The 15,544-nt window shown below is 29.1% G+C and carries 11 protein-coding genes and 1 riboswitch; of the genes, 5 read left to right on the plus strand and 6 right to left on the minus strand.

Features of this window, described 5'->3' with window-relative positions:
- Positions 1–16: 16 nt before the first annotated feature.
- The gene (locus ACY2RX_RS02925) at positions 17–2,338 is read right to left on the minus strand and encodes an ATP-dependent helicase (protein ID WP_490102454.1); all 2,322 of its coding nucleotides are present in this window, start codon (positions 2,336–2,338) and stop codon (positions 17–19) included.
- Between the two features lie 288 nt (positions 2,339–2,626).
- On the opposite strand from ACY2RX_RS02925, the gene ACY2RX_RS02930 reads away from it, so the two are divergent.
- Genes ACY2RX_RS02930 through ACY2RX_RS02940 form a run of 3 tightly spaced genes read left to right on the plus strand, consistent with a single transcriptional unit; the run spans position 2,627 to position 4,479 of the window.
- On the plus strand, positions 2,627–3,241 hold the full coding sequence (locus ACY2RX_RS02930; protein WP_490102455.1) for a sigma factor-like helix-turn-helix DNA-binding protein: 615 nt from the start codon (positions 2,627–2,629) through the stop codon (positions 3,239–3,241).
- Between the two features lie 2 nt (positions 3,242–3,243).
- Positions 3,244–3,963, plus strand: a complete 720-nt coding sequence (locus ACY2RX_RS02935) for a DUF3307 domain-containing protein (protein WP_490102456.1) — start codon at positions 3,244–3,246, stop codon at positions 3,961–3,963.
- Positions 3,964–3,966: 3 nt separating this feature from the next.
- Positions 3,967–4,479 carry a DUF7935 family protein gene (locus tag ACY2RX_RS02940; RefSeq protein WP_490102457.1) on the plus strand — a complete coding sequence of 171 codons (513 nt, stop codon included), beginning with the start codon at positions 3,967–3,969 and terminating at the stop codon, positions 4,477–4,479.
- A 79-nt stretch (positions 4,480–4,558) separates the two neighbouring features.
- Here the strand turns inward: ACY2RX_RS02940 and ACY2RX_RS02945 are convergent, their stop codons facing one another.
- Complete coding sequence (locus ACY2RX_RS02945; RefSeq protein ID WP_490102458.1) at positions 4,559–5,611, minus strand: YncE family protein; 1,053 nt, start codon at positions 5,609–5,611, stop codon at positions 4,559–4,561.
- 3 nt (positions 5,612–5,614) lie between these two features.
- On the minus strand, positions 5,615–7,450 hold the full coding sequence (locus ACY2RX_RS02950; protein WP_490102459.1) for a TonB-dependent receptor plug domain-containing protein: 1,836 nt from the start codon (positions 7,448–7,450) through the stop codon (positions 5,615–5,617).
- A 45-nt stretch (positions 7,451–7,495) separates the two neighbouring features.
- Positions 7,496–7,693, minus strand: a riboswitch (cobalamin riboswitch).
- Between the two features lie 91 nt (positions 7,694–7,784).
- On the opposite strand from ACY2RX_RS02950, the gene guaC reads away from it, so the two are divergent.
- Together guaC and ACY2RX_RS02960 are read left to right on the plus strand one after the other, a co-directional pair.
- On the plus strand, positions 7,785–8,822 hold the full coding sequence (gene guaC / locus ACY2RX_RS02955) for a GMP reductase (RefSeq protein ID WP_490102460.1): 1,038 nt from the start codon (positions 7,785–7,787) through the stop codon (positions 8,820–8,822).
- Positions 8,822–9,955, plus strand: coding sequence for an ABC transporter substrate-binding protein (locus ACY2RX_RS02960; RefSeq protein ID WP_490102461.1), 1,134 nt, complete (start codon positions 8,822–8,824; stop codon positions 9,953–9,955). The genes guaC and ACY2RX_RS02960 overlap by 1 nt, the downstream gene beginning before the upstream one ends.
- A gap of 216 nt (positions 9,956–10,171) precedes the next feature.
- On the opposite strand, the gene ACY2RX_RS02965 is transcribed toward ACY2RX_RS02960, so the two are convergent.
- From ACY2RX_RS02965 to ACY2RX_RS02975, 3 genes are read right to left on the minus strand one after another with little or no spacing between them, the layout of a single operon-like run.
- Positions 10,172–12,886 (minus strand): DNA gyrase/topoisomerase IV subunit A, encoded by a 2,715-nt coding sequence (locus ACY2RX_RS02965; RefSeq protein ID WP_490102462.1) that lies wholly within the window; start codon positions 12,884–12,886, stop codon positions 10,172–10,174.
- Between the two features lie 44 nt (positions 12,887–12,930).
- A complete protein-coding gene (locus ACY2RX_RS02970) occupies positions 12,931–13,662 on the minus strand; it encodes a hypothetical protein (protein WP_490102463.1) in 732 nt (243 codons plus the stop codon).
- Entirely contained in the window at positions 13,663–15,522 is a 1,860-nt protein-coding gene (locus ACY2RX_RS02975; RefSeq protein ID WP_490102464.1) for a DNA topoisomerase IV subunit B, read from the minus strand.
- Between the last annotated feature and the right edge of the window lie 22 nt (positions 15,523–15,544).

Here is a 15,544-nt window from a genome sequence, read left to right on the forward strand (position 1 = left end):
GTTTTCAAGCTGATTTTTAACCAATCACTTTTAATTTAACAAAACGTAATATAAGTTTCTTTGTTCCAGCATTTAAAAATTTAACATTTGCTTTTTTATCTGGTCCTTTTCCTTCTATAGAAATCACTTCTCCTTTACCAAATCTATTATGCTCAATAATACTACCAACTACAATATTGTTATCAAATAAATTGGTTTTTGATTTTGCCTCTGATACTTTTTTTAGATTTTTAGGAATAATAATTTCTTTCTTTTTTGCCAAATCGCGCTCTATTTTTTTACGCTGAATTGGTTTTTGAAAACGAATTTTCTTTGGTGCATCATCAAAAATACTTTTGTCTATAAAATTATTTACAGAATGAGATGGATTTTTTGGAGTTAAATAATGTAAAAACTGATCGTCTATTTCTTCTAAAAATCGGCTAGGTTCTGCATCAACCAATTTACCCCATCTATAACGTGTTTGGGCATAACTTAAATACGCCACTTTTTCTGCTCTTGTTAACGCCACATAAAATAATCTACGCTCCTCCTCTAACTCGCTTCTTGTATTCATACTCATTGCAGAAGGGAATAAATTTTCTTCTAAACCCACAATATAAACGTATAAATACTCCAATCCTTTAGATTGATGAATGGTCATTAAAGACACACTTGGTTTGTCATTATCTTTTTTAGAGTCGAAGTCAGTAGCCAAAGCCACATCTTCTAAAAAGGATGTTAAGGAAGCATCTTCTCCTTCTTCAGTTTTATCGGTGATAAAATCTTTAATTCCGTTTAACAATTCTTGTACGTTTTCTACTTTACTAACTGCTTCTGGCGTTCCGTCTTTTTCTAAATCTTTAATGATTTGAGTTTGCTTCACCACAATTTCTGCAATTTCAAAGGCATTTTTAGTTTGACTTTCTATCTGAAAACGTAAAATCATATTCATAAAATTCTGTAACTTATTTTTAGTTCCAGTATTTATTTTCAGGTCAATTTTATCAATATATTTTATGATTTCGAAAATTGATTTTTTATAATGATTTGCAGCAATAGTAAGCTTATCTATAGTAGTTGCGCCAATTCCGCGAGCAGGATAATTAATAATTCTTTTTAAAGCTTCTTCATCATTTGGGTTGATAAGAATTCGCAAATAAGACAAAATATCTTTGATTTCTTTTCTTTGATAAAAGGAAATTCCACCATAAATTTTATAATCGATATTTTTCTTTCTTAATGCATCTTCAATGGCTCTCGATTGCGAATTGGTTCTGTACAAAACACAGAAATCATCTGAAATTAATTGATGATTCATTTGATTTTCCCAAATAGATTGTGCTACAAAACGTCCTTCTTCACCATCAGAAATGGTACGCATAACATTAATGGAATCTCCTGCGTCATTAGACGTCCAAACTTCTTTATCTAATTTGGTTTTATTTCTTGCTATGACAGAGTTTGCAGCATTTACAATATTTTTTGTTGACCGATAATTTTGTTCTAATTTAAAAGTTTTTACATCAGGATAATCTTTCTGAAAACTTAAAATATTCTGAATATTTGCGCCTCTAAAACTATAAATACTTTGACTATCATCACCCACCACACAAATATTCTGAAAACGATCTGCCAACGCTCTAACAATGATATATTGCGAGTGATTTGTATCTTGATACTCATCTACCATAATATATCGAAAACGATCTTGATATTTTGCCAAAACCTCTGGAAAACGCGCTAATAACTCGTTGGTTCTCAGTAATAAATCATCAAAATCCATTGCGCCAGCTTTAAAACATCTATCAACATATGCTGCGTAAATATCACCAACTTTTGGTCTGCTTGCGTGCAAATCAGCTTCTTGTAAATCAGAGTTATTAAAATAGGCTCTTACTGTAATTAAACTATTTTTGAATGATGAAATTCGCCCTAAAATTTGCTTTGGTTTGTAGCGCTCTTTATCCAAATTCATTTCTTTAATAATTGTAGTTATTAAACGAACTGAATCTTGTGTGTCGTAAATTGTAAAATTTGATGGAAAACCTAACTTATCTGCTTCCGAACGTAAAATTCTTGCAAAAACTGAATGGAAAGTTCCCATCCAAAGATTCTTGGCTTCGCTAACGCCTACAACTGCTGCAATTCTTTCTTTCATTTCTCTGGCAGCTTTGTTGGTAAATGTGAGCGATAAAATATTAAAAGCATCTACACCTTGCTGCATTAAATGTGCAATTCTATAGGTTAATACTCTGGTTTTACCAGAACCTGCACCCGCAATAATAATCATTGGTCCATCTTTCTGAATTACAGCTTGTTTTTGTGCTTCGTTTAAAGAATTTAAATAGGTGTTCAATAGAATGTTTTTGAAAGAATTTAAAAATGTGAAATTAACCAAACTATTCGTTTTTTTATAATAAGATTGTTAGTTTTTATTCACAAGTTATTCTTAAAAAATGTTCGTCTTAAAACCCGAATAATTTGGTTAATTCTAGCTTTGTATAAACAGTATATTTATCTGCTTTAAGGCAGATAAACACAAATATCTGCTTATAGACAGATAAACACAAATATCTGCTTATAAGCAGATAAATTTGTTTTCTATAAGAATATATTATACTTTTGAAATAAATATAATTATTGAATGACAAGCATTTTAACAGGTGATATTATAGATTCGAGAAGAAATAAAGGTAATTTTTGGCTAAAAGCACTTAAAGAAACCTTAATTACTTTTGGTGAATCTCCAAAATTTTGGCAAATTTATAGAGGTGATAGTTTTCAATTAGAAATAGAAAATTTTGAAGAAGCATTTTATGGAGCTTTAAAATTAAAATCTAATTTAAAAAGAATAGAAGGTATTGATGTTAGAATTGGAATTGGAATTGGCAAAAAAGAATACAATGCTTTAGAAATTACAGCATCTAATGGAGAGGCTTTTGTAAACTCTGGTTTTGCTTTTGATAATTATTTAAAGAAGCAAACTTTAGCTATAAAAACACCTTGGCAAGAAATTGATGATGAATTAAATATAGCCTTTGATTTAGCTTTGTTAACTATAGATTCTTGGACAAAAAACTCGGCAGAAGTATTTAAAATTTCATTAGAAGAAAAAAATGCGACACAAAAAGAAATTGCAAAAATTTTAGGTATTACACAAGGTAGAGTTAGTGAACGCCAAAAACGTGCTGGTTTTGAACAAATTATGAAGTTAGAAAAACGCTTTAGAAAACTAATTGAACAAAAAACACAGCTATAAATATGTTATTATTCTTAAAATTTTTATTAGCTCATATTTTAGGAGATTTTGTTTTTCAACCAGAAAAATGGGTGAAAAACAAAGAAGAAAAGAAAGCAAAATCTGTAAAATTATATTTGCACATTGGTATTCACGCACTGTTATTTTTAATTATTTTTCAATTTAATTTACAAGAATATGGGTTCGCATTTTTGTTGATTATTTCTTCGCATTATATAATTGATGTTTTAAAACTCTACCTACAAAAGAAAAAAACAAAAAGAGTTTGGTTTTTTATAGATCAAATTTTACACATTTTAATGTTGGTCTTGGCAACTTCGTTTTATGAAGATTTTTCATTATTATCAGAAAAAATAATCACAGATAAAAATTTACTTTTAGTAATATTTTTACTATTAGTAGTATTTGTATCAGCCATTTTAATTAAAATAATTATTACACAATGGAATCCTGAAAGTAAGAAAGAAAACGATGATTCTTTAGCAAAAGCAGGACGTTATATTGGTATTTTAGAACGTTTGTTTGTGTTTACTTTTGTCATTACAAATCATTGGGAAGCTATCGGTTTTTTATTGGCTGCAAAATCGGTTTTTAGATTTGGCGATTTAACTTCATCTAAAGACAGAAAGCTTACAGAATATATTTTAATTGGTACTTTATTAAGTTTTGGCTTTGCCATATTATTGGGAGTTTTATATTTGCATTTCTTAAAGTTATTATAGTTTATGGAAGATAAAATTTTAGAAAGTATTGCCTATATTTTACCTGCTGTTGTAACAGGTTTTGTTGCCTACTCTATGTTTAATGGATTTTTAAAACAACAAAACTCAGAAAAAAAATTAGAATTATTAGCCGCAAAAAAGAAAGATTCTTTGCCTATTAAATTACAAGCTTATGAACGAATGTTATTGTTTTGCGAGCGTATAAATCCTATAAAAATGTTGGTGAGAATAAAACCAATTTCTGACAATACTAACGATTATTTACAACTCTTAATTGCCAATATAGAACAAGAGTTTGAGCATAATTTAGTACAACAAATTTATATTTCTAATGCTTCTTGGACGGCAATTGTTGCCGCAAAAAGTGCCATAATTAAGAAGTTAAAACAAGTTGCCAAAAACGCTAAATTTGCAAATGATTTAAGAGAAAATGTTTTAATAGACTACGCTAAAACATTACCACCCACAGAAACTGCAACTAGCTTTATTAAAAATGAAGTAAAAAAATTATTATAAATAAAAAAACCTTCTTAATTAAAAGAAGGCTTTCTAATTATGAGTAAAAACTCATAAATTTCGGGGGAAATAAAAATTGTTAATTAAAGTATATTTTTCTTGGAATTAAACCAACAGTAAATTCTTTTAACTCTTTTTTTGTAGTAACATCAAAAATCTTTAAAGTTCCATTTGTTTTAAAATTTTTAACATCTGTAACATATACTTTATTTCCTTTTACAGACATACCTCCAACAGGAGTGGTAATAATTGCAGATGCAGGAACTGTATTGGCACTTTCAGACATTTTGTAAACTCCTGTACCTGTAGAAATATAAATTGCTCCGTTATAAACAGTCATTACATTTGGGTGAAAACCTGAAGCAAAATTAATAGTAGAAGAAACTTTATTCGAAATTGTATTAACTTTTACTAAGCTTCCTAAAACTTCATTTGGGTTCCATTTTGATGCAGCCTTTCCTTCGCAAGAAACTAATAAATTTCCACTAGTATCAAAAGCCATTTCATCAGGTATATCTCCTACCTTAATCGTTTTTACAATCGTTTTTTTAGTTGCATCAATTACAGTAATAGAATTACCAGCACCCCAACCTCCTTTATGAGAAACATACAAAAAATTGCCTTTAGCAATAATCTGTTCTGGTCCTTCAGCAACAGCAATTGTAGAAGAAACTGTATTTGTTTTTAAATCAATTACCGCAATAAAATCATCCGTTTTATTACCTCCTGCACCCCAGTTAGTTACAAAACCTTTTCCGTTTGCAAAAGCCATATATCTAGGGTTGTTTAATTTTGATGAAATTTCAGTAATTTTTTTCATTGTATATCTATTTGCAATAGAAATTTTATTTCCAACATTTGATATTAAATAGGCATCATCACCATTAAACCCAATAGATTGAAGTATGGTTCCTATATTTTCTTTGTTCACCTTATTATATACTTTTGCCTCTTCTGTAGCATAATTGTCAGAAATAAAATTAACGGTTCCTGTACCTCCACTAAAAGCACCTTCATTAGATACTAAAATTCCGTTATCATAATCGCCTTTAGGCAATTGGTCGTCTTTACTACAAGAAGAAAATAAAACTCCTGATAGTGCTACTAAAAAAATTGTTTTTTTGATGTTCATTTTTTAAAAATTTATGTTTAATATTAATTGATTATTTCTTCCAGGCATAGGTCTGCTCAAAGTGTTTTGATAGTTAAAATTGAATAAATTACCAATAGCAAAACCAATAGTTGTTTTTATTTTTAGATTAGGAATCTGATAATTTAAACCCCAATTTGCTACAGTATAACTAGGTATTGTATCGACTAAAAAACGTACTTTATCATTAAATAATTGCTGATAATACATAGAAATATTACCAAAATTATAATTGATTAAAAAATTTGCTCTATGCTTTGGCACATAAAATAATTGCTGCTTATTTTCTAAATCCTTAGCATTTGTATATGAATAATTTAAATTGAAATCGAAAAAATGATTCAGATAATTAAAGCTATATTTTGTAGTAAATTCGATTCCTTTATTTTCTGTTTTTGATATATTTTCAGGACTCCAAAGTCCAGAACTATTAGGATTCCATTGTATTAAATCTTTCGATTTGATGATAAAAAAGTTTATTTGAAATGCTATTTTCTTTACATTAAATTTGTTTCCAATTTCTAATTGATAAGATTCTTCTGGTTGTAAATCTTTATTGCCTCCAGGCTGCCAATACAAATCATTAAAAGTTGGAATTCTAAAGTTTTTAGAAGTATTAAAAGAAAGTATATAATTTTTAGAAAGCTTTTGTTCTAACGCAAAAGAGTATAAAAAAGGAGAATTAAAATCATTTAAAAAATCTTTTCTTACTTGTAAACCATAACTTAAATTTTTATTTAATTTATGATTTAAAGAGAATGCAGATGTTAATATATTTCTTTGATGATGATTAAAACTAGTACCATTTGCTTTCACTATTTCTGCGCCTACAACTCCATTAATTTGTATAGAATTAGAGACTAAATTATTATACTCTAGTTTTAAAATTTTTCTATTAGAAACTCCTTTTGAAAAAATCTTTTTGTTTTTATTATCATCAAAATATTTATATTGATCATATAAAAAACCCACTTTTGTAGTGATAGATTCTTTGTATGAAAAAGAATGATTCCATTCTAATACGTTTTTTAAACTTATATCTTTATAGGCATCATTAGAAGGAGCATTTAAGGTTCTAGATAAATTTCTATCAGAATAAAAAGAATTAGAATATAATTTAATTTGATTTTTAGCATTTAATTTATATCCAAAAATAATATCGTAATTAGTGTTTTTAAACTCGCCGTTTTCGTTAAAAAGATTCGTATTTAAATACTTATAATCATTATCAGAAGCATTAAAACCAACGCCAATTTTTAAATATTTTTTTTTGTCTGATTTGCTAAAACTATACCCAAAATGTCTTGTATTATAGATACCATATTTTAATAAAAGTTTGTGCTTAACAACATCAATAAAACGAATAGTGTTATTTAAATGTACAGTACCACCAATTGCTCCACTACCAAATAAAACGCTACCTCCACCACTTCTTACAACAATACTATTGTAAGAATTTACCGCCAAAGCATTAAAATCTGTCTGACCATTTAATTGAGAATTGATGTTAATACCATTCCAAATTACTGCTGTATGAGAAGCACTAGTTCCTCTAAAAGAAGGAGAAGAAACCATACCCAACCCCTGTTCTTTAAAATAAATAAACGAATTAAAACGTAAAACCTCTGTTAACGATTTAATATTTCTTTGCAGTAAACTATCGGAAATTAACTTAGTGCTATATCCTTTAGAAAAATCTTTTACTTTAGAAATGGATAAGGTTATTTCATTTAACTTTACTACAGTTGTATCTTTCTGAGCAAATAAGAAATTGCAAATGCAAATTGTAAAACTAAAAGCAAGAAATGTTTTTTTCTTCATAATATAACAAACCTTTATCCCGAAAGTTTTTAAATCATTATAAAATTGGCAGGTTTCCTGACTTGTTTTTAAGTTATTCGCCTTCCCAATAAACTATATTATCAGTGGCATAAGAATAAATAACTTCCTTAAATTAAGGTACTGAAACAAATTCAGCATAAACTTACAGTTGCGGGAACAGTTCTAGATTTTAACTAGATTCCCTTTTAATTTGATGCAAAAAAATTTCTACATCAAAACCAAAATCTATGCAAATATATATGCAATCTTATTAACAATCTAATAAAATCGTGTTCAAATTTAATATCTTTAAACTTTAATTATATCAACATTTATGAGAATTGAAAATGAACTAAAATTAGGTTTTAAAGATGTAATGATTCGCCCAAAACGTTCTACATTAAAATCACGCTCGCAAGTTACCTTAGAAAGAGAGTTTACTTTTTTGCATAGCAATGTTACTTGGAAAGGGATACCAATAATGGCAGCAAATATGGATACAGTTGGTACTTTTAAAATGGCAAAAACCTTAGCCAAACATAATTTATTTACAGCAATACACAAGCATTATTCTCTTAAAGATTGGAAAGAATTTGCTAGTAATTTTTCAGATAAAGTTTTACAAAATATTGCTGTTAGTACAGGCACAGGAAAAGAAGATTCTGAAAAAGTAAAGCAAATTTTATCAGAATTTCCACAAATCAATTTTATTTGTATTGATGTTGCAAACGGATATTCAGAACATTTTGTAAATTTTGTAAAGAAAATGCGTAAAAATCATCCTAATAAAGTAATTATTGCTGGCAATGTTGTTACAGGAGAAATGGTTGAAGAACTTTTATTAGCTGGCGCAGATATTGTAAAAGTTGGTATTGGTCCTGGTTCTGTTTGTACCACAAGAGTTAAAACAGGAGTTGGCTATCCTCAGCTATCCGCAATTATAGAATGTGCAGATGCTGCTCACGGAATTGGTGGTCATATTATTTCTGATGGAGGTTGTAAAACTCCTGGCGATATTGCCAAAGCTTTTGGTGGCAGCGCAGATTTTGTAATGTTGGGTGGTATGTTAGCAGGACACAATGAAAGTGGTGGTGATTTGATTGATAAAAACGGAGAGAAATTTAAAATATTTTACGGTATGAGTTCTGAAACAGCTATGAATAAACACGTAGGCGGCGTTGCAAATTATAGAGCATCAGAAGGTAAAACTGTAGAGATTCCTTATAGAGGAAATGTAGAAAACACGCTCACAGATATTTTAGGCGGAATTAGATCTACCTGCACTTATGTTGGCGCAAGTAAATTAAAAAGTTTAACCAAAAGAACTACTTTTATCAGAGTTTTAGAACAAGAAAATCAAGTTTATTCTTAATGAAAAAATTACACGTATTTACAGCCTTACTCTTTTTTATAATTTCATTCTCTTGTAAAAAAGAAAATCCTAAAATTGATAAAAAAATAAAAATAGCAACTGCAATTAAATACGCTAAAGGCTTTGATATTATTGATGATAATGGAACAAAAAAACTAATCATAAAATCTGCTTATAAAAATTCTAAAGAAGTTTTTGAATATATTATTGATGAAAAAAACGCAAATAGCAAAACAGTTAAAAAAGGAGCTATTCAAGTTCCAATTCAAAAAATTGTAGTAACCTCAACAACTCATATTCCAATGGTAGAATTGTTAAATAAAGAAACTGCTATTGTTGGTTTTCCTTATGCAAAATATATATCCTCAGAAAAAACAAGAGCGTTAATTGATGCTGGTAAAATTAAAGAGATTGGCAAAGAATCTTCTTTAAACACAGAAATTTTATTGGATTTGCAACCAGAATTAGTTGTGGGTTATAGTGTTTCTTCTGCAGATAAATCTTTAACTACCATAAAAAAAGCAGGGATCAATGTAATTTATAACGGAGATTGGCTAGAAGAAACTCCACTAGGAAGAGCAGAATGGATTAAATTTTTTGGAGTTTTGTTTGATAAAGAAAAACAAGCAGATAGTATTTTTAAAGTGATAGAAAACAATTATCTAAAAGCGAAACAAATTGCTTTAAAATCAACTAAAAAACCCACAATTTTATCGGGCGCAATTATGAGCAAAGATATTTGGAATTTACCTGCAGGAGATAGTTTTGTGGCTACTTTTTTAAAAGATGCAAATCTAAATTATCTTTGGAAAGACTCTAAAGGAAAAGGAAGTTTGTCTTTAAGTTTTGAAAGTGTTTTTGATAAAGGCGCAAATGCCGATTTTTGGATTGCTCCTGGTTATTTTTCATCTAAAGAACAATTACTAAAAAGCAATCAATTATATAAAAAATTCAAGGCTTTTGAAGATGATAATATCTACACGCCATCAACCAAAAAAGGAAAAACTGGCGGTGTCATTTATTACGAATTAGCACCTACAAGACCCGATTTGGTTTTAAAAGATTTGATTAAAATTACAAACCCTGATTTGTTAACAGATTATAAAATGACATTTTTTGAAAAGATGCAATAATTTTATTTGATTTTTTATCGAAGTCATCTTGACTTCTCTCCTAAAATTTTACAATAATCATAAAAAAATTGAATATTATTTACGTGAGTTCAATGTAATTTTCTTTTAAATAAAGACAAAATACTGAAGAATCTCCAAGTTTAGAAAAAGAAATTTTTATTCCTTAAATTTTAGGATTAAAAATCACTTTAACTTTCATTATCAATAAAACCCCTATTAAAACAACTTTTGTTGCGTATCATCATCTGTGCTTTCTTTTTTCTTTTTGATAGCTTTCTTTAAAAGTGCTTGTTTTTTATCCTCTTTATTTGGTACTTCTAACCCAGATACATTTTTAATTGTTGGCATATCAATTGGTAAAGTTTCTTCTATTATTTCTTCATCTATAACTTCTAACTCTTCAGTAACAGGTTTTTCTGGCTCATCAAAAGGCAAAGGTTCTAATAAATTTACTTGACGAATTTTCTCTGTAGTTAACTGATTTCCTTGTGCTTTAATCCCTTTTACCGCAATAAATTCTTCTAAATTAACCTCTTGATTTTCTATACTTCGTTTCGAAAAAACAATTTCTGCTACAGGTCTGTAATCTGTAGCAACAATTTCTAATTTAGATTTTGCGTGTTCAGAAATAAATGTTTCTTCTTTGTCTGCGGTTTCAATTAAAAAACGTTTGATATAATAACGTTCTTTTTCGCCATCGTAATAAATGGCAGAAATGGGTTTCTTAGGTTTCCATTTTTCTAAGACAATCATATCGTCATCAAAATGCATTGCCAAATCAGGACTTACAGCTTTCGCTTTTCCTTTTTGAGTAACAATCAACAATTTATCTTCGGCTCTAAATTCGCCTAACAAATCGCCTCTTTCATCTACATTTAAACGTTGTACAGCATCATCAAACCAAATTTTACGCGGTTTTAAAGTTGATACACCTGCGGCTTTAAAATCGATACTTTTTATAGCATATTTAGTAATTGTGTTTCCGCGAACTCCACGTCCTTTTACACCTAAATCTGCAAAATCGATATCCCATTTTAGTTTTTTAATGCTACCAACTGCTCTTAAATTAATAGTAACAACTTCTGCTTCTCCATTTGGGTTTGCTGTAAAATACAACACTTTAGAACCTTTGCTTCCGTTTGTTAAATCGTATTCTTTATCGCGCGTTACAGAAGTAACATTAAAACGTTTCATATAACTTGGACCTCTTGCACCATCTTTATACATAAAGTTATAAACCGTTCTTTTATCTTTCTTTTTAAAGACTGCAACGTGTATAATATCTTTACCTACAAAAGTTTTAGAGTCGATTTTAGTCACCATCATTTTACCATCTTTTCTAAAGACGATAATATCATCAATATCAGAGCAATCACAAACAAATTCGTCTCTTCGCAAAGAAGTTCCTATAAAACCTTCTTCTCTATTTACATACAGTTTTGCGTTGTTCATTGCTACTTTTGATGCCACAATATCATCAAAAATTCTGATTTCAGTTTTACGCTCTTTTCCTTTTCCGTATTTTGTTTTTAGGCTTTTAAAATAATCGATTGAAAAGTCTATTAAATTTGCCAAATGATTTTTAACTACAGCAATTTTATCTTCTAAACTTTCTATATATTGTTTGGCTTTATCAATATCAAATTTTGATATTTTCTTGATACGAATTTCCGTTAAACGTACAATATCTTCTTCTGTAATTGCTCTTTTTAAATGTTTAATATGAGGCTGTAAACCTTTATCAATTGCTTCTATTACACCTTCCCAAGTTTCTTCTTCTTCAATATCTCTATAAATTCTATTCTCTATAAAAATGCGTTCTAATGATGAAAAATGCCATTGTTCTTCTAATTCATTTAACTGAATTTCCAACTCTCTTTTTAACAACTCAACCGTTAAATCTGTAGAGTGTTTTAACAACTCAGAAACTCCTAAAAAAACAGGTTTGTTGTCTTTAATTGTACAGCATAATGGCGAAATTGAAGTTTCGCAATTGGTAAATGCATACAAAGCATCAATAGATTTATCTGGCGATACATTGGGTGGCAAATGCACTAATATTTCTACATTTGCAGCTGTATTATCTTCAATCTTTTTTATTTTGATTTTTCCTTTATCATTTGCTTTTAGAATGCTATCTATTAAAGAAGAAGTTGTGGTAGAAAACGGAATTTCATTAATAACTAACGTCTTTTTATCTAACTGAGAAATTTTTGCACGAACACGTACTTTTCCTCCACGTTTTCCATCATTATAATTGGTAAAATCTGCGATTCCTCCTGTTAAAAAATCTGGTACAATTTTAAAACTTCTTCCTTTTAAATATTTAATAGAAGCATCAATCAATTCATTAAAATTGTGGGGTAATATTTTTGTTGATAAACCCACTGCAATTCCTTCTGCTCCTTGTGCTAACAATAGTGGAAATTTTACGGGTAAATCTATTGGTTCTTTTCTACGTCCATCATAAGAAAGTTTCCATTCTGTAGTTTTCGGATTAAAAACAACGTCAAGTGCGAACTTCGATAATCTAGCTTCTATATAACGTGAAGCTGCAGCTCTGTCACCTGTAAGAATATTTCCCCAGTTTCCTTGCATATCAATCAGTAATTCTTTCTGACCAATTTGCACCATTGCATCTGCAATAGAAGCATCTCCATGAGGATGATATTGCATAGTATGACCTACAATATTTGCTACTTTGTTATAGCGACCATCATCTAAGTCTTTCATAGAATGCATAATTCTACGCTGCACAGGTTTTAAGCCATCTTCTAAAGACGGAACTGCTCTTTCTAAAATTACATAAGAAGCATAATCTAAAAACCATTCTTTGTACATTCCTGTAACTTTGGTTATGGTTTCTGTATTTTCTTCTTGAAGATTATCTAATTCTTCTTCGTGTTCGTTTTCGTTTATTTCTTCACTCATTTAGCCCCTTTTAATTCCCCAAAAGGGAAATTTAGCTTGTTTGTTTATAATTCTATTTCTTCTCCAGTAATAGTTTTTATTAAAAGTTTTGCATTTTCAATCGATATTATTTTACCTAAAATCATATCATTAAATTTTCCTTTTACTAATTCTATCCAATTTTTCTTATTTAATCCATTAATTAGTTCTTTGATTTCCTCTGCTTCTTGAAAAATAAAGTCTTGACCAAACTCTAACCTTTGAATTTGAAGTTGAAGCTTTTCATAACTTTCATCAAAATTACTTATTTCTTCTCTTGAAAAATAATCATACTCTTTTTTCACTTTAGCTTCACTGAAATACCACTCAATTAATTCTATAAAAGGTTCAAAAAAATAAGTATAGAAATATTCTTGATAGTTATCAAAACCTCCTCCTACTCTATACCAATCTCTTGGTAACTCTATATAATGATTAGAATATTTTTGTTCAATACTAAATTTTTCATTTAACTCAAAAAAAGAAAAAGCTCCTTGTAACTCTCTTGTATTTAAACTTTCTGAAAATTTTCTCTGTGAAATTGAAGATATATTATTTTTGGTCTCTCCAATTTTAGTTTTTAAATCTATAAAATCTTCAGTTATTCTTTCTAAAACTCTTTTAGAAATAGGTTGTCCATTCAAAAAATTAAAAAACTGTGTGATTTTTATTGTCAAATGATTTCTGTCAGAATATCTTATATCTGAAGAATAATCTGAAATTTTTTCTGATATTTCATCTAAATTTAAATTTCTCATCTAAACTTCCTCCTCAACATAATCTAACTCAACTTTTAAATTCTCTATGATAAACTTCTGTCTATCTGGTGTATTTTTTCCCATATAGAATTGCAACATTTGCTCAATAGACATTTCTTTGTCTAACATTACAGGATCTAAACGAATGTCATCACCTATAAAATGTACAAACTCATTGGGAGATATTTCACCCAAACCTTTAAAACGTGTTATTTCTGGTTTTCCCCTTAATTTTTCTATGGCTTCACGTTTTTCTTCATCAGAATAACAGTAAAAAGTTTCTTTTTTATTTCGAACTCTAAACAATGGAGTTTCCAAAATATATAAATGTCCTTCTTTAATCAACTCTGGAAAAAACTGCAAAAAGAATGTAATTAATAATAGTCTAATGTGCATCCCATCAACATCGGCATCAGTTGCAATTACAATGTTATTATAACGTAAATCTTCTAGACCATCTTCTATATTTAAAGCTGCTTGTAATAGGTTAAATTCTTCATTTTCATAGACTATTTTCTTACTTAATCCGTAAGAATTTAGTGGCTTTCCTTTTAAACTAAAAACTGCTTGTGTATTTACATTTCTAGATTTTGTGATAGAACCAGAAGCAGAATCTCCCTCTGTTATAAACAAGGTAGTTTCAAGATAATTTTCTTTTTTAATATCACCCAAATGAATTCTACAATCACGTAATTTTTTGTTATGTAAACTAGCTTTTTTAGCTCTATCTCTGGCTAATTTTCTAATTCCAGAAAGTTCTTTTCGTTCTTTTTCTGCTTGTACAATTTTCTTTAAAAGCTTCTCTGCAATATCAGCATTTCTGTGTAAAAAATTATCGAGTTTAGTTTTAACAAAATCATTAATATACGTTCTTACGGTTGGTAAACCACCTCCCATTTCTGTAGAACCCAATTTTGTTTTTGTCTGACTTTCAAAAACAGGTTCCATCACCTTAATTGCTATTGCAGAAATGATAGATTTACGCACATCTGAAGCTTCAAAATTCTTACCAAAGAAATCTCTAATTGTTTTAACAATGGCTTCTCTAAACGCAGATTGATGTGTTCCTCCTTGTGTGGTATGTTGTCCGTTTACAAACGAATGATATTCTTCTGAATATTGTGTTTTACTATGCGTAATTGCAACCTCAATATCATCGCCTTTTAGGTGAATTATTGGATACAACATATCATCTTGATTGTTATTATCTTCCAATAAATCTTTCAATCCGTTTTCTGAAAAGAATTTTTCGCCATTAAAAATGATGGTTAATCCAGGATTTAAATACACATAATTTTTTAGCATTTTTGCTACATATTCATTTCTGAATTTGTACTTTTTAAAAATAGTTTCGTCAGGTATAAAGGATACTTTGGTTCCTTTTCTACGAGATGTTTCTTCTAAAAATTCTTGATTTTCTAAATTTCCTTGACTGAATTCAGCGGATGCTGACTTGCCTTCTCTAGAAGATTCTACTCTAAAAAATGATGAAAGTGCATTTACCGCTTTTGTACCCACTCCATTTAAACCTACCGATTTTTTAAAAGCTTTAGAGTCGTATTTTCCACCAGTATTCATCTTAGAAACCACGTCAACTACTTTGCCTAAAGGAATTCCACGTCCATAATCTCTAACTGTAACTTTACTTCCTTGAATAGAAATTTCGATGGTTTTTCCTGCTCCCATCACATATTCATCAATAGAATTGTCTAAAACTTCTTTTACTAAAATATAAATTCCGTCATCTGCAGAAGAACCATCGCCTAACTTACCAATGTACATTCCTGGTCGCATTCTAATATGCTCTTTCCAGTCTAATGAACGAATATTATCTTCTGTATATTTAGTTTCTTTACTCATAAAAAATCCTTACTGTGGTTAG

The organism is Polaribacter sp. 2405UD43-2 (assembly GCF_058147125.1).

Excerpts from the sequence above, each read along its gene's own strand:
- ACY2RX_RS02930 (WP_490102455.1), top strand. The coding sequence starts at position 2,627 with ATGACAAGCATTTTAACAGGTGATATTATAGATTCGAGAAGAAATAAA.
- ACY2RX_RS02935 (WP_490102456.1), top strand. The coding sequence starts at position 3,244 with ATGTTATTATTCTTAAAATTTTTATTAGCTCATATTTTAGGAGATTTT.
- ACY2RX_RS02940 (WP_490102457.1), top strand. The coding sequence starts at position 3,967 with ATGGAAGATAAAATTTTAGAAAGTATTGCCTATATTTTACCTGCTGTT.
- ACY2RX_RS02945 (WP_490102458.1), bottom strand. The coding sequence starts at position 5,611 with ATGAACATCAAAAAAACAATTTTTTTAGTAGCACTATCAGGAGTTTTA.
- ACY2RX_RS02950 (WP_490102459.1), bottom strand. The coding sequence starts at position 7,450 with ATGAAGAAAAAAACATTTCTTGCTTTTAGTTTTACAATTTGCATTTGC.
- guaC (WP_490102460.1), top strand. The coding sequence starts at position 7,785 with ATGAGAATTGAAAATGAACTAAAATTAGGTTTTAAAGATGTAATGATT.
- ACY2RX_RS02960 (WP_490102461.1), top strand. The coding sequence starts at position 8,822 with ATGAAAAAATTACACGTATTTACAGCCTTACTCTTTTTTATAATTTCA.
- ACY2RX_RS02965 (WP_490102462.1), bottom strand. The coding sequence starts at position 12,886 with ATGAGTGAAGAAATAAACGAAAACGAACACGAAGAAGAATTAGATAAT.
- ACY2RX_RS02970 (WP_490102463.1), bottom strand. The coding sequence starts at position 13,662 with ATGAGAAATTTAAATTTAGATGAAATATCAGAAAAAATTTCAGATTAT.
- ACY2RX_RS02975 (WP_490102464.1), bottom strand. The coding sequence starts at position 15,522 with ATGAGTAAAGAAACTAAATATACAGAAGATAATATTCGTTCATTAGAC.